Source organism: Nocardia anaemiae NBRC 100462 (genome assembly GCF_001612725.1).
In the GTDB taxonomy this organism is placed as follows: Bacteria; Actinomycetota; Actinomycetes; order Mycobacteriales; family Mycobacteriaceae; genus Nocardia; species Nocardia anaemiae.
In genome coordinates this window covers 95145-116340 of the sequence record NZ_BDAZ01000004.1, presented here as the reverse complement: position 1 = coordinate 116340, position 21196 = coordinate 95145, and the positions used below count along the sequence as shown (strand labels likewise).

The 21196-nt window shown below is 66.6% G+C and carries 17 protein-coding genes; 10 read left to right on the top strand and 7 right to left on the bottom strand.

Annotated features, from left to right (window positions below):
• The first annotated feature begins 41 nt into the window (after positions 1–41).
• Positions 42–1265, top strand: a complete 1224-nt coding sequence (locus tag NA5_RS03915) for an ROK family protein (RefSeq protein ID WP_063813174.1) — start codon at positions 42–44, stop codon at positions 1263–1265.
• A 34-nt stretch (positions 1266–1299) separates the two neighbouring features.
• Here NA5_RS03915 and NA5_RS03910 read toward each other — a convergent pair whose 3' ends face one another.
• Positions 1300–2022 carry a CAP domain-containing protein gene (locus NA5_RS03910; RefSeq protein ID WP_169811260.1) on the bottom strand — a complete coding sequence of 241 codons (723 nt, stop codon included), beginning with the start codon at positions 2020–2022 and terminating at the stop codon, positions 1300–1302.
• Positions 2023–2145: 123 nt separating this feature from the next.
• Between NA5_RS03910 and NA5_RS03905 the strand changes: the two genes are divergently transcribed.
• Positions 2146–3489, top strand: a complete 1344-nt coding sequence (locus NA5_RS03905; protein WP_062981965.1) for a serine/threonine-protein kinase — start codon at positions 2146–2148, stop codon at positions 3487–3489.
• A 344-nt stretch (positions 3490–3833) separates the two neighbouring features.
• Here NA5_RS03905 and NA5_RS03900 read toward each other — a convergent pair whose 3' ends face one another.
• Genes NA5_RS03900 through NA5_RS03880 form a run of 5 tightly spaced genes read right to left on the bottom strand, consistent with a single transcriptional unit; the run spans position 3834 to position 10267 of the window.
• Positions 3834–6422 (bottom strand): ATP-binding cassette domain-containing protein, encoded by a 2589-nt coding sequence (locus NA5_RS03900; protein WP_169811258.1) that lies wholly within the window; start codon positions 6420–6422, stop codon positions 3834–3836.
• 14 nt (positions 6423–6436) lie between these two features.
• A complete protein-coding gene (locus NA5_RS41165) occupies positions 6437–7525 on the bottom strand; it encodes a protein kinase family protein (protein WP_169811257.1) in 1089 nt (362 codons plus the stop codon).
• Between the two features lie 9 nt (positions 7526–7534).
• Entirely contained in the window at positions 7535–9007 is a 1473-nt protein-coding gene (locus NA5_RS03890; RefSeq protein WP_062981959.1) for a protein phosphatase 2C domain-containing protein, read from the bottom strand.
• A 6-nt stretch (positions 9008–9013) separates the two neighbouring features.
• Complete coding sequence (locus NA5_RS03885; protein WP_062981957.1) at positions 9014–9748, bottom strand: vWA domain-containing protein; 735 nt, start codon at positions 9746–9748, stop codon at positions 9014–9016.
• 12 nt (positions 9749–9760) lie between these two features.
• A complete protein-coding gene (locus NA5_RS03880) occupies positions 9761–10267 on the bottom strand; it encodes a hypothetical protein (RefSeq protein ID WP_062981955.1) in 507 nt (168 codons plus the stop codon).
• 314 nt (positions 10268–10581) lie between these two features.
• Here NA5_RS03880 and NA5_RS03875 point away from each other — a divergent pair, with 314 nt between their 5' ends.
• The 8 genes from NA5_RS03875 (at position 10582) to NA5_RS03840 (ending at position 20396) form a co-directional block, all read left to right on the top strand.
• On the top strand, positions 10582–11478 hold the full coding sequence (locus NA5_RS03875) for an IclR family transcriptional regulator (protein ID WP_062981953.1): 897 nt from the start codon (positions 10582–10584) through the stop codon (positions 11476–11478).
• A gap of 72 nt (positions 11479–11550) precedes the next feature.
• Entirely contained in the window at positions 11551–12825 is a 1275-nt protein-coding gene (locus NA5_RS03870; RefSeq protein ID WP_245672082.1) for a GlnX family signal transduction membrane protein, read from the top strand.
• Positions 12826–12863: 38 nt separating this feature from the next.
• On the top strand, positions 12864–13802 hold the full coding sequence (locus NA5_RS03865; protein WP_062981949.1) for a glutamate ABC transporter substrate-binding protein: 939 nt from the start codon (positions 12864–12866) through the stop codon (positions 13800–13802).
• Positions 13803–13806: 4 nt separating this feature from the next.
• A complete protein-coding gene (locus tag NA5_RS03860) occupies positions 13807–14985 on the top strand; it encodes a hypothetical protein (protein WP_062981947.1) in 1179 nt (392 codons plus the stop codon).
• Positions 14982–17396, top strand: a complete 2415-nt coding sequence (locus tag NA5_RS03855; protein WP_084483858.1) for a serine/threonine-protein kinase — start codon at positions 14982–14984, stop codon at positions 17394–17396. The genes NA5_RS03860 and NA5_RS03855 overlap by 4 nt, the downstream gene beginning before the upstream one ends.
• Entirely contained in the window at positions 17393–18457 is a 1065-nt protein-coding gene (locus NA5_RS03850; RefSeq protein WP_062981945.1) for a PP2C family protein-serine/threonine phosphatase, read from the top strand. Before NA5_RS03855 ends, NA5_RS03850 begins: the two co-directional genes overlap by 4 nt.
• The gene (locus NA5_RS03845; RefSeq protein ID WP_062981943.1) at positions 18454–19740 is read left to right on the top strand and encodes a vWA domain-containing protein; all 1287 of its coding nucleotides are present in this window, start codon (positions 18454–18456) and stop codon (positions 19738–19740) included. Before NA5_RS03850 ends, NA5_RS03845 begins: the two co-directional genes overlap by 4 nt.
• A complete protein-coding gene (locus tag NA5_RS03840; protein WP_062981941.1) occupies positions 19740–20396 on the top strand; it encodes a double zinc ribbon and FHA domain-containing protein in 657 nt (218 codons plus the stop codon). The genes NA5_RS03845 and NA5_RS03840 overlap by 1 nt, the downstream gene beginning before the upstream one ends.
• Positions 20397–20594: 198 nt before the next feature.
• Here the strand turns inward: NA5_RS03840 and NA5_RS03835 are convergent, their stop codons facing one another.
• Positions 20595–21179, bottom strand: a complete 585-nt coding sequence (locus NA5_RS03835; RefSeq protein ID WP_063813192.1) for a TetR/AcrR family transcriptional regulator — start codon at positions 21177–21179, stop codon at positions 20595–20597.
• Positions 21180–21196 lie beyond the last annotated feature (17 nt).

The following is a 21196-nucleotide window of genomic DNA, read 5'->3' as shown; positions in this document are numbered from 1 at the left end:
CTCCCACTTTGTGCAGTTACTGCACAAAGTATGCTAGGCGGATGGCACCGAACCGGCAAGAGATTGGTCGAGACTCGCTTGCCGCGCTTGTTACCCAGCTGCACCTCCTCGGTGGCGGGGCCAGCCGTGCCACCCTCACTGATCGGCTCGGCTGCGGACGCAGTGTGATGGGCTACCTGCTCGCCGAATTGACCGATCGCGGTGTCATCACTATCGACCGAGCGACGCGCCGCAACACTGGTCAGGACACCGGCAGGCCTTCCCACCAGGTCACGATCGCGCCGAAGGCGCCAGCAGTGATCGCTGTGCACATCGACGTGGATGCGGCCACCGTCGCGACCGTGGCCCTGGGCGGACGTGTGCTGCGGACATCGACCATCTCGCTACAGCAGCGGATCGCCGTGGAGATCGTGCTCGACCAGGTATGTGCCCTCGTAGCCGAACAGTCGCAGTCGCTTCCACGGCTGCTGGCCATAGGCGTGGCCGTCCCCTCGCCGGTACGACGGAGTGACGGATACGCGTTCGCTCCATTGCATCTCGGGTGGGGAGCCCTGCCGCTGCGCACGATGCTGGCCGAACGGCTGGTTGGCATACCCGGAATCACCGAATTACCCTTGGTCATCGGTAACGACGCCAACCTCGCCGGACTGGCCGAATACCATCACGGCGCCGGTCGAGACACCACCCAGATGCTCTACCTCACCACAGCCCATATCGGCCTGGGCGGTGGACTGATCAGCAAGGGACAACTCTTCGACGGCGCCAACGGCTACGCGATGGAACCCGGCCATATCACCGTCGACCCGGCTGGAATGCCCTGCGCCTGTGGTTCCACCGGATGCCTGGAGATCGAAGCCGACCATCGTGGCCTGCTGCGCGCCGGCGGACGCGCGACGAGTTCGGATCATGACATCGCCCGTTCCGCCGACCTATTACTGCAGGCAGCCGCGCGCGGCGAGGAAACCGCGATCACGGCCGTTCGCCACGTCGCCGCACGACTCGGCAACGGCCTGGCCAGCCTGACCAACCTGACCGACCCGGATTGCATCGTCCTCGGCGGAAGTCTGGCCCGCTACCACCAGCTCGCCCCCGAGACAATCGCCGACAATCTCACCGCACGATCATTTCTCAGCCACGCCGACCCGGTCCTGATTCAAGAAGGCGCCCTCTCGGCCCCATCTCTCCTCGGCGCTGCCGACCTTGCGTTCCAACCGCTACTCGACGATCCGCGCCTCACGTTGGACAATGCCGGACAGCGACCTTGATGCGCTGGTGTCGGCGGTCTCTCGCAGTAGGAGATCACTTGCAGGACGCGAAGTGCTGGACGTACAGACCTGCTTGGTCGGGGGCTGTGCCGGTTTGGGCGAGGCCGTAGACAGCGCCGGGGCCGAGCAGAGTCGAGTCTTTGTCGAGGATATTGGCTCGGTGGGTCTCGGACTGCATCCAGGCGTTGACGATCGCGCGGGCGGTGGACCGGTCGCCGGTGCCCCAGGCGGTATTTTCCGCCCAGTGCGCCAATGTCTTTCCGCGGCCGCAAGGTTGGGCGGCGGCTACTCGCTTGCCGACCTGCACCGTGGCCTCCTGATTGTCATCGGCCGTGGTACGCGGAGTCTCGGGGTGGATATGCCATTTCACCGTTTCCTGCTTGGTGCTGCCGACCCACCAGTTGAGGCGGTCGGCCTCGGTGCCGTATTTCTCCGCCGAGTCGACGAGCACCATGTTCCATTCGAGGGCGGGGAGACCGCGTTGCGTACGTTCGGCATTGGTCAGGCACAGGACCGCCTTCTCGATCTCATGGCGGTAGGCGAGGTCGGGGAACAGGTCCCGCAGGCGGCTGCGTGAGCCGGAGTTGCCGGTTGGCGCCTTGTCCGGCGCGATCACGGGATCATCGGCGTGTGCGCAGGCGGGAGCCGCTGCGGCCGTTGGCAGTTCGGTGCTGGGGAGTGCTGCGATCGTCAGGCCCGCCATGGCGGCCAGCAAGGCTGCGGCGGGACGACGGATTCGATGTGTCGATGAGGTCATGCCCATGAGGTTCGCGGCGGCGACCAATGAAACACCAACGGGGAACCAATAGGGTCGGAAAATACCCTCGGACAGTGCTAAGCTCCGAAAACTACGACAGCTCAGCGTAATCGGTGAGGGAGAATGCTGAGACCATTGTTGCCGGATGATCCGACGGCTATCGGTCGGTTCGTGTTACACGGCCGTCTGGGCGAGGGTGGAATGGGTGTCGTATTCCAGGGATTCGGCCCGGACGGCACCGTCGTCGCGATAAAGATGCCGCATACGCAATTGGCGCGGGATCCGGAGTTCCGAGCCAGATTTCGGCAGGAGGTCAGCGCGGCTCGGCGAGTGCACGGACGGCGCATCGCGGAGGTGGTGGACGCCGATATCGAAGCGGAGCGGCCGTGGCTGGCCAATTCGTTCGTCTCCGGAGAATCGATGGCACAGGCCATTCGGGAACGCGGCGCGATGTCGTCGGCCCAGCTCTACGATTTCGCGAGCGGGCTCGCCGAAGCACTCGAGTGCATACATGGCGCGGATGTCATCCATCGGGATTTGAAGCCGGACAACATCATTCTGACGTGGGATGGTCCGCGCGTCATCGATTTCGGTATCGCCCGGGTTATCGATGCCACCCGCCTCACCGAACCGGGACGCATTATCGGGACTCTGGCGTGGATGCCGCCGGAAATGCTCGGCAACCACGAGGTGGGACCGCCCGCGGACATTTTCGCCTGGGGTGCGCTGGTCGCCTTCGCGGCAACCGGTCGGCCACCGTTCCACGCCGATACCCAGGCGGGGGTGATAGCGCGAATCATTCGGGACGATCCGGATCTCACCGGTGTGCCCGGTCGGTACCGACGCATGGTCGTCGCGACGATGAACAAGGATCCCGAGGTCCGGCCGACTGCGCGTGAACTCGTGGATTTCCTTGCGGCCCAAGCCAAGGACGAGCAGAGCGTGCGGAGCAGACCATCCGTGGCGCCCGCTGGTGAGATCACCGCACCGAATGCGGAGCCGGACGTGATCACCGGGTCCGACGAAGTCACCTCGCGCGAGCCCGACAATGCGCCCGCGTCGGATGAGGTCACCGAACTCGTGGAGGGCGAGGAACGGCCGGTGCGGTCCACGGAGCCGCAACGCGGCCGCTCCACATTGCCCCGCAATATTGTGGCTAGCCCGCCGCATCGGCCTGTCCTCGCTCAGGTGCCGTCAGGTCCGCCGGTGCCCACGCGCGATTCGGCCCGCCGAATTCTGATCGAAGTGACCACAATTGTCTTGTCACTCTTGGGATACGGCATCGTGCTCGGCCCGGTTACGATCGTGCGCGGTCACCGACAACGCGTTCATGCTCGACGTGCATTTGTCGCACCGCCTGCATCGGCCGCCCACTTGATCCGGCTCGGCTGGATTTCTCTGGGGATATCCTCAGCGGTGCTCGTGGTCATATCCCTACTGGCCGTAAGGGGCGTACTGCCTCGCTGATTCGTCGGGCGCGTATCAGTTCTGCGAACCGGTCTCCGAATCGGAGGTGGTACTCGTCGGCTGCCCCGGAAAATATCACTCGCCCGATTCGACACGAAGAATCCACCGACGGCCGACATGCGACCGGTGCCGGGTCGCGCATTCGCGGCGCCAGAAAAGATCTGGATGCCAGCGCATTTCGCTGGAGAAGGCCGCGGTAGATCACCGGCAAGACTCCGCACGTTCCTGCGCACCGAATTCCAGCGGTACGATTCCCCGCAGCCACACGAGTTCCGGTGCACAACTCGAACCCGGCACCATCGGTAATGCAGTACAGCAGATGAATTCGGTTCGAAAGTGACCTCCTATTTCATGGCCATCAGCTGCCGCCGCAGCACCCGAATGGTCGACGCGGTGGCGACGATCGCGATCACGACCAGCACCGCCGCGGCGGTCTCGACGTGATGCAGATCGTGGGTCCAGATCGAATCGGCGAACGGCTTCTGCTGCCCCGGTGGTGGATCCGCCCCACCGGTGAGTCCGATATCGGCACCGAGCCCGGCCGCCGCCCACCGCGACGGCGCGGCATACGCGAATATCCGCAGTACCGCACCGGGCGTGCCTTCGAACGGCGGTGCGAGCCCGGTCATCACCACCTGCAGCGCCAGCACGCCCATCAGCACGAAAACCGCCTGCCGCAATGATTTCGAACATGCCGATACCAGCAGCCCGAGTGCCATCGCGGCCAGCGGCAGCGTAATCGCGAACAGCAGTAGGCCGTAGGGTTGCGGCAGTATCGGATTCGCGGGCCCGGACTTGATACCGAGATAGCCGATGGTCGATGCCACACCCAGCAGCACCGCGAGCGGCGTACAGGTGATCGCGCGCGCCAACACCACTGATGCCGCCGAAATTCCCCAGCGCGCTTCGCGTTCGATGACCACGCGATCGTCGACGATGGCGGCGAAGGATTGCGCCATCGAGAAAAAGGTGAGGCAGACGATCAAGGCGATCATGACCGAACTGATCGCCCGCGGGTCACCGCCGAGTCCCTGGTCGGAAGCGGCCGCACCGAGCATGGCGGTCAGGCCGATGCCCGCCGCTGAACCCAGTGCGAGCGTGCGGAATCCATTGCGCTGGCGGGCCCATTCCCGACCGATCAGGCGCGGCAGATGCCGGTGCAGCGAACCACGCATCGGCGCGGGGACCGCATGCTCGGCCGGTTGCGGGGCCGAGGGTGCGGCGGGTTGCCCCGCCTGCCGGTCGGCGCGCAGCCGGTCCATCACCTCGGCGTAGCTGTCGACGCCGAAGGCGCCCAACAACTCTCGGGGCGGGCCGAAGAATCCGAGTCGCCCGCGACCGGTCACCGCGAGCACTTTGTCGGCGCAGTCGACATTGACCATCGAATGGGTGACGACAATGACAGCGCAACCGGTTTCGGCGACCACCCGCAACCGCTGCATCATGGCGCGGTCCAAACCCTCGTCCAACCCGGAGGTCGGCTCGTCCAGTACCAGCAATTGCGGATCGCTGAGCAATTCCATGGCGGTCGAGACACGCTTGCGCTGTCCGCCCGACAGCGTGACGATCCGCTTGCCGATCTCGCCCGCCAGCTCCATCTCGGCGATCACGGTGTCGACCCGGGCCGCCCGCTCGGACCGGGTGGTATCGCTGGCCGTGCGCAGACCCGCCACCCACAGCAATGCGTCGCGCACCGCGAGATCGCCGAACATGGCGGGCTGTTGCGGCACAAAGGAAACCAGATGACTGGCCTGCATTCGGGATGCGACCAGGTCGACTCGGCCGAGCCGCAACGAGCCCGCCGCCAGTGCGACCTCGCCGAGCAGACCGGAACACATGGTGGACTTCCCGGCCCCGGACGGTCCGATCACGGCCAGAACCTCACCGCGCCCGAGTTCGAAGGTCAGATCGCGCAGGGTGGGTTCGGTACGACCCCGATACCGCAGGCTCACGCCGTCGAAGCGCAGCAGCGGTTCGCGCGCGATGACCGCGGCGGGTACCAGTGTCAGCTGGGCGGGGCCCGATACCTCGAAGGTGTGATGCGCCAACATGAATTGCTCGCCGACCCGCAGTCGCGCGTGCAGTACGGGTTTGCCGTCGACGAACGGCCGCGCATTGGTGGCGAGTCCGCGCAACTCCACTGCACGCCCGGTCCAGCGCACCGTCGCGTGCCGATGCGCCAGATCCAGGCCGGGCAGGGCGATTTCCGCATCACCACCCGCGCGGCCGATCGCGAGCGGCCGATCGCTCGGCACCGACCACGATCCAGGCGCCGATGAGACCTGTTGTCGCGGTGTGGGATCGGGTTGCGGGGAAGTGTGATGGGCGATGCCTATCGGCAATGCTTGCGCGGGCTCATCGATCAGCGTCGGGTCGGCTATCGGGCGTGCTTTCGGCGTGCGAGCGGCTGGCGGGGTCGAATGTGCGCGTCTGGGAGGGGGCTGGGTCGCGGCCGCGGCGGGGTTGACCGGCCGGGGATTCGCCGCGGCGCCATGCCCACTGCGCGCCGTCGGTCGGACCGCAGCAGGTGGGGACGGCGTTCGCGATGCGCGGGGGTCGACCGTCGGATCCGGTCCTCGACCCGAAGAACCGACAGCCGTTGGCGGCGTGAAGCTCCTGTTGCCGTCCGCCTCGGCCACAACGAGGCGAAAAATACGACCGCGCACCACGATCCGCAGTTCGTGCGTCCCGGAACCATCGACCGCCGTCCAGGTACGCGGGCCGATCGGCTCGTCATCGAGGGTCGCCTCGATCGTCGGATCCACGGCGCGAATGGCCCACCCGTTGACATACCGGAACCGCAGCCACTGGCCCGCCGGGCCGTCGTCGCTGACCGAAATATCGGCGCCGGATCCGGAGCCGAGGGAATGGGTGCGCCCGGAGATCCGATGGCGGATCGCACCGGTGGTGAGCAGGAGGGCAGGTTCGGACATCGGTTCATTCCTGATCATGCGAGCGAGATCACGATGGTGAGCAGCACGATGAACAATGCGATCCACGCGACCACCACAACAGGTGAAATACGTTGGCGCGGTGCAGTACTCGTCGGCGCGGACGCGGCGAACCCGGTGAAGTGCGCGGCGCGAGTCTGCTCGTTCCATGGTTCGCGCAGCGCGAAGTCGGTCCGCCGATACACCCGACCGTCCGGCCGCACCACCGACTGCCAGGCCAGTGCGAGCGCCCGCAGATCGGCGGAGGTCAGATCCGGATGCGGGGTGGTCAGCAGCCGGTCGACCTTCTGGAAATCCCCGCTGGGCAGCAACTGGGCGTACTGCCGATAGTCGAGCCGATTCGCGGCCAGATCCTCGGCGAGGCAACGGATCATCAGCAACGCGAATTTGAAGAGATCGGTGGTCGCGGTGAACTGCTGCACCGGATACGGCGGCCGCCACGGCAGCGGATCGAGTCGCGGGGTCGCGCCGCGGCCGCCGATGAGGAAGGAATCGCAGTCCAGGAAGTAGTTGTGCGCCGAGACGACACCGTCGACCGGCCGCGCGTCGGTGGTCAGGATGTTGTTGGGCTGTAGGTCCCCGACCACGATGTCGTTATCGTGCAGGAACTGCAGATCCACCAGCAACTGCCCCAGTCGCGCGATCTTGTGCGGGAAATCGAAATAGGTGTGCCCGCGCTTCTGCGCATCCGACACCCGCACCGCGACCCGGGTGAAGGCCCGCGGCTGCGGACCGCTGCGCGATTCGAAAAAGAATTCGCGTGGCGCCAGTGGCATGAGAATGCCTACCACCGTTTCGTTTTCGACGACCACTGCATGCGGCCACGCGCACAGCTCCAGCAGGCGCTTGCGGTCGTCCTGATCCAGCCGGTGTGGCCAGGCGACCAACTCACGCAGCACCCGCGGCCGCAATTGACGCACCGTATCCCGGTCATAGCGCTTGAACGCGACCGACACCTCATCCGGTGTCGTACACCGCCACACCTGCGCGGAACCGCCCTCACCCAGCGGAAAATCGCCCATGATGCGCAGTTCGTCCAAGCGGTACTCGGTACGTCCGGCTGCCGACCACCCCGGCATTGTCATAGCCCCCGCCTAACGTATGTTCCGGGCGGGCCCGCGCCCGCGTGTCGGCCAGGCCGCGACGATGGTGCGGTCATCGTGCAGGCCGGGCAGGTCGAATCCGACGAGCTGTCCGAAAACATGCTCGGCGGGCCGCGGCCCGGCGATCTGCGGCAGCAGCGTGGCGAATTGTTCGGGCACCAGCCGGATCGCGTCGGCCATCCCGTCACTGGCCAGCACCACCATCAGATTCGACGGCACGAAGGTGAGCCCGGCGATCACGCGATCGGCATCGCGTGGCAGCGACGGCGTGACATTGCTGATCATGCCGCGCTTGGTCGTGTGCTGGGTAAGCCATTTGGTGGCACCGGAATCCAGGTCCACCAGCAGTAGATCGCAATCGCCGATGGTCGCCCAGGCCAGCGGGTAGCCGTCCGCCGAAACCGGGCCGAGCGCGGCGAAGGCCAAGGTGCAGGCCGGGCTCGAGGTGCGCTTGTTATCGCTTGCGCCGTGCGGGCTGCGGTAATCGATCTGGGCGGCCAGTTCGTCGATCGTCCCCGTGTCGAGTTGGGCGGCCACCTTCGCGGTGATCTCCGCGGCGAGCGGCTCCCAGGTGGACGGATATCCGATGCGATCGAGCGAACTCGCATACCGGTGCAGCAGCGTCAGGCAGGCGCGGGTCGCACGCTGGGCGGCGGCATGGGAATTGGCGGCCGAGCCGAGCCCGTCGGCGACCGCGAGGTAGACCCAGCCGCGATCCGGGTCGCCTCCGATGGCGTAGGCGTCCTCGCGCGTGTGGCCGTCCTTCGCGTGCGACAGTCCCACCTGCGTGGCGGCGTACACGTCGTAACGGCCGCTGCGGCCACGGTCGACGGTGAGTCCGCTCACGCCAGAGGTGGTCAATGCGGGTAGTTCGACCGGGCGGGCGGCCTCGGCACCCTCGGCCAGCTCGGAGCGTTCCGGACCGCCACGATCGGCGATCGGCACGACCGAACTGGTTCCAGGTCCGGGCCGCACCAGCACGACCGCGGCTCCGGTCGCCGTCGCGGCGAGCAGGCACATCAGAGTCGTTGGCAGCCACCATAATCCGCGATCGGGTGCCGGGTCGGCGATCGAGACCAGCAGCACGTCACCGAATTCGCCGGAGGGCCGGGCGCTGACCTGCTGGCTACCGATATCGTGCAGCAGAATCGGCTCCGACTGCGGTTTCGGCAACTGGCTGCCGCTGGCCAAGATAATCGGCAGGCCCGAGATCGGTGCGCAGGTATTGCCGAATTTGTCGCGCAGTTCCGCGCGCACTGGCGATTTCAACCGACCGACAGCGGCTTCCGGCACTTGCGGGCAGCCCGAGACATCGTGGGCCACTCGCTCGGCGACCGCGGCCGTGGTCCAGCCGTCGGGGCCGCTATCGGCCAGCACCTGCACGATGATCGACAGCAGCGTGCCCAGCAGCGCGGTCGCGACTACGAACAGAATCGGTCGGCGACGAAACGTATTCAGCGTCATGGCTATTCAGTCCAGTTCCCGCATGCCGAGGGGCGTACGGAACAGGAACCTGCCCTGCCCGACACTGCTGCTGATCGAGAACTTGATGCTGTTGATGATGGCGCGCAACAGATCTCCCGGCGCCACACTGCCCTCGGCGACACAGGCGACGCCGACCGGATTGCGCGAGCGCAACTGCCGGACCGTCTCCTCACGCACATCGCCGATGCCGAGTGCCACCACTACCGGTCGAAACGGGTGGCCGGGCGCCTCCAGTCCGGCCCGCACCGGCACCCAGACATTGTCGGGCTGGAATTTGCCGCGCACTTGCGGATTTCCGTCGGTGAGGAAGAAGATCACCGGGGTGTAGGTGTCCAATCGGGCGCTGGCGAAGCGCTTGTGGTCGGCGCGCAATTGTCGGTCCAGATAACGGAATACGTCCGCGTAGTCGGTCGCGCCCTGGCGCGGTAGCGCCGGAATGGATGGGTCGATGCGCAGCGGGGTCAAGGGCAGCACCGCGACGGCGGAATCACCGAAGGCGACGACCGAAAGATGCGCGGTGTCATAGGTGGTCGGATCCTCCTCGAGCACATTGAGCATGTCCGGCAGCGCTTGCTCCACCGTCTCCAGTGGCGTGATCTTCTGGTCGGTCCACGCGGGGTCCCACATCGAACGGGAGACATCGCAGACGACATAGAACGGGAACACCCGGCTGGCGCTCACTCCGGCCTGGGTGAGTTTGAAACGAGTATCCTCACGCATTCCTGGCTCCGATTAGTTGGAAATTTCTGCGCGGCACGACAATCCGCGAGCGGTGGACTGTTGCTCGGCGACGACTTTGCCGTCGACGGTGATCTTGCAGTGGGCCGCACCGGCGGGATCGGGCGTGCCCTCGATGAAGACGACGAAACCACCGGACCGGTTGCTGACCAGGGTGCGCGAATAGGGCAGTGTGGTAGCGCCCGCGCCGAGGTAGCTGCTGGCGCCGTCACTCCAGCTGAGGTCGCGAACCTTGCCGCTGCCGCTCACATCGAAGACGACGGTGTGCTTCTTGGTCTTGTCCGTTGTCGTCGGGCCGGTGGGCTTGGTGGAATCAGAATTGTTGTTTGTATTCGAATTGCCGTTTCCACCACGGGATCCGGTGCTCTCACCGGTGGTCTGGTCCTGATTCGACGCCTGATCTACCTGTGGCAGATGGATATCGAGATTCGACTTGCCGACCGCGAGAAAAACCGCGGCCGCCGCGACCACCGCGAGAACGGCGGTAAGTAGGTACTTCACTGGGCTCACTTTCCTGCGCGCCAAGCCCGGTGGACGGGACGTGGAATCAGCGTCCGGCAAATCCGGTGCGGAAACATCCCCGCCGTATCACTGAGTGACACGTTCATCGAAATTGGCTGTGCGCGCATTGATTACGGTCCCCCCGGGGTGCGAGGCTGGAGGGTTGGATAGAGGTGCGTTGGGGGTCGGTACCGAACATGGGTCGGTACGTTTCGGCCCCATGAGATTCGCGGCACCGACCAACGAATAACCAACGGCCGTCCAACGCGGTATCGGTTTGACACCCGTGCCGATGCGGTCGCACACTCATCGATATGCCCGATGACAAAACCGTGGTCGGGCGCGCCGTCGCGATCATCGAGGCGGTCGCCGATTCCCGGGATCCGGTCTCGTTGGCCACGCTGACGCGCCGTACCGGCATTCCGAAACCAACCGTCCGTCGTATCGCCAACGATCTGGCCCGACGCGGCATGCTCGAAGTGACCCCGGACGGCTACCGGGCGGGCACGCTGCTGATCTACCACGGTTTGCGCGCGGCCCAGCAGCACGGTTTCGTCGTCACCGCGCAGCCCTACATCCAGGACCTGTACCTGCGCACGCGCGGCGAAATCGTCTGGTGCGCAAGCCTGTACGGCGGGGAGCTGACCCTCAACGGTTCGGCGTTCGGCCGCAACTACGCCGAGGTGATGAAGCGGCAGAACTGGCCGAGCCTGGCATCGTTCGGGCCGAGTATGGTCCTCACCGCCGCGGGGCGGCTGCAGATCGCCGCCCACGAGGAACAGGCCGAACAGATCCTCGCCATGCGCTGGGCGCCGCTGACCCAGTACTCGGTGACCGATCCGCGCAAACTGCGGGCACTGCTCGACGAGGCCCGCGATACCGGGTTCGCGCACGAGCGTGAGCAGACGGCGGTCGGCTGGAGTTGTGTGGCATCGGCGGTGCGCGACAGCTCGGGTGCGTTCATCGGCGCGATCGGGATCACCGGCCGCAGTGCCGCCATCGAACAGCGCAGTCTGCACACCGGATTGGTGCGCTCGGTGGAATCGCTGCAGCACGAACTGCGCGAAGACAGGGCGGCGGGAGTGAAGCTCGGCAAACCGTCGAAATCCTTCGGGGAGATCTTCACTCAGTACCCGCGCTGGACACCGAACCTCGCACCGCTGCTCGATGTGACACCGGATCGACCGCCGATTTCGATGCCCCCGCCGTGATGGGCGGCAAACCCGAATTCCCTCCCGTACTATCGCGATCGGGAACACCGGCCGGGTAGATGAAGGGGGGCGGTGTTGGAGATTCGCCTACCAGCGACCATGCGCAACGGGGGTGCGTGGGTACGGCGCTTCGCCGGGACGACTCCGGGTGCCATCGGCGCGGTCGCCGTCGTCACCGTCGTGTTGTGTCTGCTCGCCGGGTTGACCTCCGCAGATCAATTGAGCGGCAAGATCGCTCGGCGCGATGCTGTGCTGGAACGCACCGAACCGCTGGCCTACGCCGCGCAGACCCTGTATGTCGCGCTGTCGGCCGCCGACGCGTCCGCGGCCACGGCCTTCCTGTCCGGCGGCATCGAATCACCGGAAGTGCGCGCGCGATATCAGCAGGCACTCGCCGAAGCGGCGGCCGCACTCGCGGAGGCGACCGCCGGAGCCGCCGATCAACAGACCAGGAATATCGTCGCCAAGATCGCCGCCGACCTGCCCGCCTACACCGGCCTGGTCGAAACCGCACGGGCGAACAACCGGCAGGGCTTCCCGGTCGGTTCGTCCTATCTGCGCGAGGCCTCACTGTTGATGCAGAATTCGTTGCTGCCCAACGCCGAAACACTCAGCAAGGACCGCATGGCCGCGGTCCGCCGGGATCAGCACGATATCGGCGCGCTGCCGTGGACCACCATGGTGCTGCTGATACTGGTGCTCATCGGCTGTGGCGGCGGCACTTGGGTCCTGCTGCACCGCACCAATCGCCGGGTGAACCTCGGTCTCGCGGTCGCCGCGGGCGCTACGGGCCTCGCGCTGTTCTGGGTGGTCGCCGCGACGATCATCGCCGCCGTCGCACTCGATACCGGTAAATCCGGGGCGACCAGTCGCTTCGAAACCCTGACCCAGGCCAGGATCCTTGCCCAGCAAGCGCGCACCGACGAAACCCTGGAGCTGATCACCCGCGGCGATATCACCACGAGCGAAACCGATTACCGCAAGCACACCACCGAACTGACGGACCGGTTGGCGACGGTCACCGGCCCGGACTCCGCGGCCTCGCGCGGTGTGCTGGGCTGGACCGCCGGACATGCCAAACAGCGTGATGCCTACGAGGCGGCGAACTACCCCGCGGCCGTCGCTCAGGCGATCGGTACGGGTCCGGAGACCTCGGCGACATTGTTCGCCCATCTCGATCAGCTGTTGCGCGACAACCTCATTCAGGAACGCGGCGATTTGCGCGTCGGGGTCGACTCGGCGGGTGCGACATTGACGCTCAGCCCCGCCGGGACACTGGTACTCCTGTTCGGCGCTGCGGCATCGACCGTCACCGGCCTCTGGCCACGGGTGAAGGAGTTCCTGTGAGACGGCGAATCACCCTGCGGCGGTCCGGATTCGGATGGATGGCGTTGGTCGCGCTGGTGACCGCATGCGGTTCCGGCATCCAGGCCCCCGCCTCCACGAATGTGGCCGCGGTCAACCCCAAACCCGATCTCGTCGAGATCACGACACCGCCGCAGTCCGAATCCGGCGGCAATTGCGATCCGGAGACCACCCTGCGTCCAGGTCCGTTGCCGAGTCCCGGTGCGATGCCGTCGGGTTCGGCGATGGCGGCCATCGTCGCCAGTGGCAAACTGCGGGTCGGGGTGGATCAGAACACCTACCTGTTCGGCTTCCGCAATCCCAGCAGCGGACAGCTCGAGGGCTTCGATATCGATATTGCGCGCGAGATCGCCCGATCCCTCTTCGGTGATCCGGACCGGATCGAATTGCGGTCGGTCACCGCGGCCGAGCGGATACCGGCCCTGCAGAACAAACAGGTCGACCTGATTGTGCGCACCTTCTCGGCGACCTGTGAGCGGCGTCGTGACGTCGACTTCTCCGGCGTCTATTACCGTGCGACCCAACGTCTTCTGGCCGCCCGCAACTCCGGCATCCGATCCAGCGCGGATCTGGGCGGCAAGCGGGTGTGCGTCACCCGGGGCACCACCTCGCCCGGACCACTGTTCAGCCTGGCCAAGCGGCCCGTCGTCCTCGGCGCGTCCAACTGGACCGACTGTCTGGCCGCGTTGCAACAGGGCCACGTGGACGCGATCAGCGGCGACGATCCGATCCTCGTCGGTCTGGTGGCCCAAGACCGAAATCTCGAGATCGTCGGGGAGGTGATCGGCACCGGCGCCTACGCGGTCGGCATCGCGCAGGGGCATCCGGATCTGGTCCGCTTCGTCAACGGCGTGCTCGAACGCATCCGCGGTGACGGCACCTGGCAGCAGCTCTACAACACCAGACTCAGCGCCCTCGGCCCGTCGCCGGGTCCACCGGACCTGCGTTACAAAGAGTGAGACCATGCAGCTACTCACTCTTTCCGAAATCGATGCCGAATTGACAACCCGCACAATCGAATTCGATGCCATCACGGCCACCCTGCTGGAACTGGACAAGCATCAGGGCCACACACTGCTGCAGCGCTATCCGCCCTCCGGTGTGACCGAACAGCGCTGGCTGCCGGTCCGCGCCGCGCTCGCGCTGATGTGGGAGGACTACAGCCGTCTGCAGATCATCTTGGATTCGGCGCGCAAGGTGCGCGGCACTCGGACCCGCCTCGACGATGGTGAGCGCGCCGAACTCACCCGACTGCTGCGCGGGCGTCCCTATGAGGCCGCGCGCACGCCGATACCGATGGCGCAACGTTCGCTCACCGGACCCGCCGAAGAGGTTTTATTCGTCGGACTCGCCGATACCGTTGATCGCATGCGGGCCACCTTCCCGGAAATCGCCGAATTCTTCGACGCGGTCGACGCGGTGAACAGCCGGGTGATGGCGGGCCTCGCGCCGCTGCAGGAAACCCTGGACAAGGCGGGCGCGGCCGGGGGCGAGACCCCCCAGCTGCGCGCGATCGGCGACGGCATCGCCGAATTGCTGAGCCGTTCCGCGACCGACCCGCTCGCACTGACGGCGCCGGAGATCGATGCGCGCGTCGCCGAGTTGTCCGAGCAGTTGCGGCACGTTGCCACGATCCTCGCCGAACTCGATGCGGTAGCGGCAGATTGGGCCGCCGCCATCGCCGAGACGCGCAGGCGCTTGGCGGCGCTACGCGAAACCCGAGCCCGCGCGGCGGAGGCAAGGGCGCGGGTCGAGGCGAAGATTCTGGCGGGCCCGCTGCCGACATACGAGGACAACACCGCCGCGCTCGAAACGGAACTCGACGCGTTATCGCCGAAATCGGTTGCGGCAGCGGATTTGGTGCGGTTGCGAATGCGGATCGCCGACGCGACCGCCGGGGCGGCCACCGCGCAGAAGCTGGCTCAGGGCCTGCTCGATCGGCGCAGCGAATTGCGTGGGCGGCTGGCCGCCTATCAGGCGAAGGCGGCTCGGCTCGGCGTCAGCGAGGACCGAGATGTCTTGGCCTGCAATCAGATCGCGGCGGGTCTGCTCGCGCGGCGACCGTGCGACCTGGCGGCCGTTACCCGGGCGGTTGCCGACTTCCAGCAGATCATCGGGGAGAAATCGGGGCGGGGCAGATGACCTGTAATGAGCCGGGCTGCGACGGCACGATCGAAGACGGTTACTGCACGGTGTGCGGCACCGCGCCCGCCGAGGCGACCACGGTATCGGCGGAAGTGCGCGTCCCGCAGGGGGTTTCGAGCGAGGAGCAGCCGTGCGCAGAACCGGGCTGCGGTGGAACCATCGTCGACGGCTACTGTGGCGCCTGCGGGACGGCCCCGGCTGAATCACAACAGGCTATCTGTGCCGAGCCAGGCTGCGGCGGAACCATCGTCGGTGGGTACTGTGACGCCTGCGGGACAGCTCCGGGCAAGACTTCCGCACTATCGGTGCGTTCCGGAAGCACCCGCGCCTCCGGACGTTCGGTGCGCACGGGACGGACGTCATCGAAATCCAGCGCTCGCGGCCGACTCGGCGCGGGCATGGTGGAGGTGCCGCGGATGCCGCGCATCGACCCGGCCACCGCGGTCCTGACCGATCCGCAGGTCGCGGAGGGCAAGCGCTTCTGCGGCAAATGCGAACGACCGGTCGGCCGCGGCCGTGACGGTACGCCCGGCCGCACCGAGGGCTTCTGCCCCAATTGCGGCACCAGGTTCTCGTTCACACCGAAGTTGAGCAAGGGCGATCTGGTCGGCGGACAGTACGAGGTCGTCGGCTGTTTGGCGCACGGCGGGCTCGGCTGGATCTATCTGGCCACCGACCGCAATGTCGCCAACCGCTGGGTAGTGCTGAAAGGTCTACTCAATTCCGGGGATCTGGACGCGATGGCGGCCGCGGTCGCCGAGAAACGGTTCCTCGCCGAGGTCGAACATCCCAGCATCGTCAAGATCTACAACTTCGTCGAGCACCGCGGCACCGACGGTATCGCGGTGGGCTACATCGTCATGGAGTACGTCGGCGGGACCTCGCTCAGGCAGATCCTGCGCGCCAGCCGCGATGCCGATGGCAGCTACCTCCCGCCGCCGCGGGCCATCGCCTACATTCTGGAGATCCTGCCCGCCCTCGGCTACCTGCATTCGCTCGGCCTGGCCTACTGTGATTTCAAGCCCGACAATGTGATGCAGACCGATGAGCAGCTCAAACTCATCGATATGGGCGCGGTGATCGCCATGGACGATCAGGACAGCCCCATCTACGGCACTATCGGATATCAGGATCCGAAAATCTCCGAAACCGGGCCGACCGTCGCCACCGAGGTCTACACCGTCGGCCGCACCCTCGCGGTATTGCTGATGAATGTTTCCCAGCAGGGCGGACATTTCGGCGCGCTGCCCGCCCCGGACGCCGAACCGCTACTGGCGAAATACGATTCGCTGCACCGATTCATCCTGCGCGCCACCGACGCCGATCCGGAGGCGCGCTTCTCCTCGATGGAGGAGATGGCCGATCAGCTGACCGGCGTGCTGCGGGAGGTGCTGAGCATCGATGACGGGGTGCCGCGTCCCGGTATGTCGGCCTACTTCGGGCCACCACGCGGCGTATTCGGTGTTCAGGAAGCACCGACACCGACGAGTATCGTTGCGGCACTGCCGGTTCCGCTGGTCGATCCGAACGACAGCGGTGCGGCTCTACTGGCGACCACCGGCGGCACCTCACCCGCCGAACTGGAACCGGCCTTCGAGGCGGGGCTGCGCTCGGTACTCATGACTCGCGGCGCGTCCTTGGAGATTCCATTGCGGCTGGTGCGCGCCGCCCTCGAGATCGGCGATCCGGCCGATGCACTGCGCCGACTCGACGAACTCGCCACCACCCTGCCCGGTGACTGGCGGCTGGCCTGGTATCGCGGCCAAGCCGAACTGCTCGCGGGCAATATCGATGCGGCCCATGCCGAATTCGATGCCGTGTACGCCGCATTGCCCGGCGAGGCCGCACCGAAACTGGCGCAGGCGGCCGTCGCCGAACTGACCGGCGCACAGCCGGATCGGCGACAGGCCGCACGCTACTACGACACGATCTGGCGCACCGACCACGGCTTCGTCAGCGCCGCCTTCGGACTGGCCCGCCTGCGCAATGCGGACGGCGATCGCGACGGCGCCGTCGCCATACTCGATCAGGTGGATTCGGCCTCGGCGCTCTACACCGAGGCACGGCTGACTGCCGTGGAGATAATGCTGGCCGACCGCACCCCCGACGAACTGTCCGAAGCGCTGCTGCGCGACGCGGGCGGACGGGTCGAGGCATTGCGGATCGAATCGAAAAGCCGTGGCGCACAGGTGCGGATGCGGGTGCTGGATGCCGCATTGAAATGGCTACGTGCGGGTAAAGCACCGACAACACACGGGGCGCTGCTCGGCGCCAACCTCGATCAGGATGGAGTACGAACCGGTTTGGAGCGCTGCTATCGCGACCTCGCCCGCGAAACCGAAGATATGTGGACCCGATTCGAGCTGGTGGATCGGGCCAATGCGATCCGGCCGAGGACGACCCTATGACCCAGCCCGAGACCGCGGTAGAGCGGCGGTGTCCGGAATGCGCGGCGCGGGTCGGGGTGGCCGACCGGTTCTGCGAGGCCTGCGGCCGCGAACTCGGTGCGCGCCGAATCGCGCTGCCGCGGTCGGATCCGAACGCGGCGCCGACGTGTGAGGGCTGCGGCGGCACCCGCTACGACGCCGACGGCTATTGCGGCGGCTGCGGTCAATTGCGGCCGCAGCCGGACCGATTCGAGGCTGATCTCGGCGCGGTGTATGTCATGACCGATCGCGGTATCGCGCACGCGCGCAATGAAGATGCGGTCGCCGCCGCGGTAGTGGAGGACGGGGCCGATCGCCCGATCGTCACCGTTATCGCGGTCAGCGACGGTGTCTCCACCTCCGACGATCCGCAGGCGGCCTCGGGTGCGGCGGCGCGGGCGGGCGTCGATGCCTGCCTCACCGCATTGGCCGAGGCACGATCCGGCACGGCAGTGGTGTTGGCCGGGCTCACGGCCGCGTCGCGGGCCGTGCGGGATATCGCGCGGCACGATGGTCACGCTCCCTCATGCACGTATGTTTCGGCCATCGTGCGCGGATACGGTGGCGACGGAGTGGAGATCACCGTCGCGAATGTCGGTGACAGCCGGGCATATTGGTTGCAGGGCAGCGGCATCGAGCCGATCGCGGGTGGGAATCTGCCGTCGACCCGGTTGACCGTCGACGACTCGTGGGCACAGGCGCTCGTCGATGCCGGTGCCATGGACGAGCAGGCCGCGATGCGGGATCCGCGGGCCCATACCTTGCTGCGCTGGCTCGGTGCGGACAGCGAGGACAAACCATGGTCGGACCGATGTGTGAAGACCTTTCACACCACGGGTCCCGGGGTGCTGTTGCTGTGCAGTGACGGACTCTGGAACTACATCTCCGATCCGACGGCGCTCGCGCGGATGGTCAGCGGATTACCGCGCGAGCAGGCCGCGCGGGTGCTTGTCGAATTTGCACTACGGTCCGGGGGGAGCGACAACATCACCGTCGCGCTGGTGCCGATCGGGCCATCGGTCGATGCAGGAGTAGCACAGTGAGTTCGATTGCGGATAACGGCATTTCGGTAGCGATAGACCAGAACGAACATCTGGCCGAGGGCGCGGACACGGTCGACGCGGTGGTGACCGTGGAGACCGGTGCGGATTTCGTGGCGGCCGGACCGGAGCCGGAGCGGCTGGAGGTGCTGATCATCGACTGCTCCGGATCGATGGCCACCGGGAAGAAGTTCGAGGGTGCGCGCCGAGCCACCCTGGCCGCACTCGATGTGCTGAAGGACGGCACCCGGTTCGCGATCATCGAGGGCACGTCGATGGCGCGGCTGACCTATCCGAGTGATCAGCCATCGGTGCCGGTCAACCGCGACACCAGGGCCGCGGCCCGGCGCGCGCTGGATAAGTTGCGCCCCAACGGCGGCACCGCCATGGGCACCTGGCTCGGGCTCACCCGTCAGCTGACCAAGAAACATCCGGGTGCGATGGTGCACGCCATTCTGCTCACCGACGGCAAGAACGAACACGAGGAGCCCACGGCGCTGGCCGCCGAAATAAAGCAGTCCGAGGGGATCTTCACCTGCGACTGCCGAGGCGTCGGAACCGACTGGCAGGTGGACGAATTGCGCACCATCGCCTCGGCGCTGCACGGCACCGTCGATATCGTCGCGGATCCGGCGAATCTGGCCGCGGACTTCGCCGCCATGACGCAGACATCGATGGCAAAGGCGATTCCGGAACTCACCCTGCGGGTCTGGACACCGGCCGGTGCCACCGTCCAGTTCGTCAAGCAGGTCGCGCCGACGATCGAGGATCTGACCGCGCGCCGCACCGATGCCGGACCGCAACTGGGGGAGTACCCGCTCGGGGCGTGGGGTGCGGAGGACCGCGACTATCACGTGCAGGTGCGGGTCGAGCCCGCCGCGCCCGGACGGGAGAAGCTCGCGGCCCGCATCAGTGTGGTCGCGGGAGACGAGGTGGTCGGGCAGGGATTGGTGCGCGCGGTGTGGACCACCGAGACCGAGCTGTCGGCCCGAATCAGCAGGCGCGTCGCGCATTACACCGGGCAGGCCGAACTCGCGCAGGTCGTGCAGGAGGGGTTGAGCGCGCGTAAGAACGGTGATGTGGAGACCGCGACGGCGAAGCTGCGGCGCGCGGTCGAACTCGCCGCCGAATCCGGGAACGAGGGCACCGCGAAGCTGTTGCGCGGCGTTGTCGAGGTCGACGAGCGCAATGGCACGGTGCGGTTGCGCGCCAGGGTCGAGGCCGCGGACGAAATGGCCTTGGACGCACGCTCGACCAAGACGGCGCGGGTACGCAAGGAGGGGTGATGGCGATTGCCACCTGTCCGGACGGGCATCAGTCCGTCGCGACGGATTACTGCGATGTGTGCGGTTCGCCGATCGGCGCGCCCGCACCGACGAGCGCGGCGGCGCTGTGCCCGTCGTGCGGGTCGCCGAGCACCGGCCGTTTCTGTGAAGTCTGCGGCGCGGATTCGGCGCTGCCGACGCCGGTGCCGCATGCGTCCGCGGCCACCGAAATCGCCACCGCGGCCGAGGTCCAGGGCCCAGCGCGCGCGCTGACATGGGTCGCCACGATCACCGCCGATCGCGAGTTCTATGACCGGGTGCAGGCCCGCAAAGGTCCCGACGCCGATCAGGTCGAATTCCCGGCGTTCTATCCGGAGCGCCGAATCACCTTGCGCGGCAACGATATCCTGATCGGCAAACACAGCGTCTCACAGGGCCTGCAACCCGAGATCGACCTGGGCATCGCCCCCACCGATGCCGGTGTCTCCCGCGCCCACGCGATCCTGCGCATCACCGAAACCGGCATAACCATCACCGATCTCGGCTCCACCAACGGCACCAGCCTCAATGACAGCGAGGACCTGATCCCCGCCGAGGTGCCCGTCCCGCTCCAGAGCGGTGACCGCATCCACCTCGGCGGCTGGACCACCATCGTGGTCACAGCCGGAACCATCTGAGCGCCCGCAGACTCAACGCGGGCGACGATTGCCCGAAACCAATGCCCGGCAACGCATCCACCGCTCCTTGGGTGCGGCCTCGGATCGATCTCGGCAGCAGCCCCGGTAGTTCGTCGTCGCGGGCGCGGGCGTCGAGCTGCGCGGACATCCGAACTCTCGTGCCTGGGGCACAGCAGCGCTGATCATTGCGCTCGTTCGCTACATGCCGAACATGTTGTTCTCACGGGGCACAACGCCATCTAGTAACACCTCGAGGAAGTGGATGGCCTGAGCCGGGTTGCCAGCCCGGGCCACGGCGGTGGTGAGGGCCAGCAACTCGGTCACTCCGAGGTCGCGACGGATCGCGCCGACCTCCTGCGCTGCGCTGAGCAGCGGCGCAGCGGCCTGGTGGATCGCGCGGTGCCAGGCTGTGACCTGCGGAGGCTCCATGTCGGCGGGGCCTTCATAGTCGGCCATGAAGGCCTCGCCCAGAACCTGGCTCTCGGTAATGTGAACGACCACTTCCCGAAGCCAGGCCACCAGCGCCTCACCGGGCGGTCGAGATGCCTCCAGGTTGCCTGCGCTGTCACACAGCGTCCGGATCCGCTGGTCGTAGACGGCTTCGATCAGCTTTTCCCGTGAAGAGAAGTGGCGATACAACGTGGCGTTGCCAACCCCTGCGGCCTTGGCGATGTCATCCAGCGAGGCGCTCAGGCCTCGTTCGTTGAGGAGGGCCTCGGCGGCGGACAGCAGACGTTCGCGATTCCGCTGCGCGTCGGCCCGACGTGGAGGGGGAGAAGTCATGTGGCACAGAGTACTTG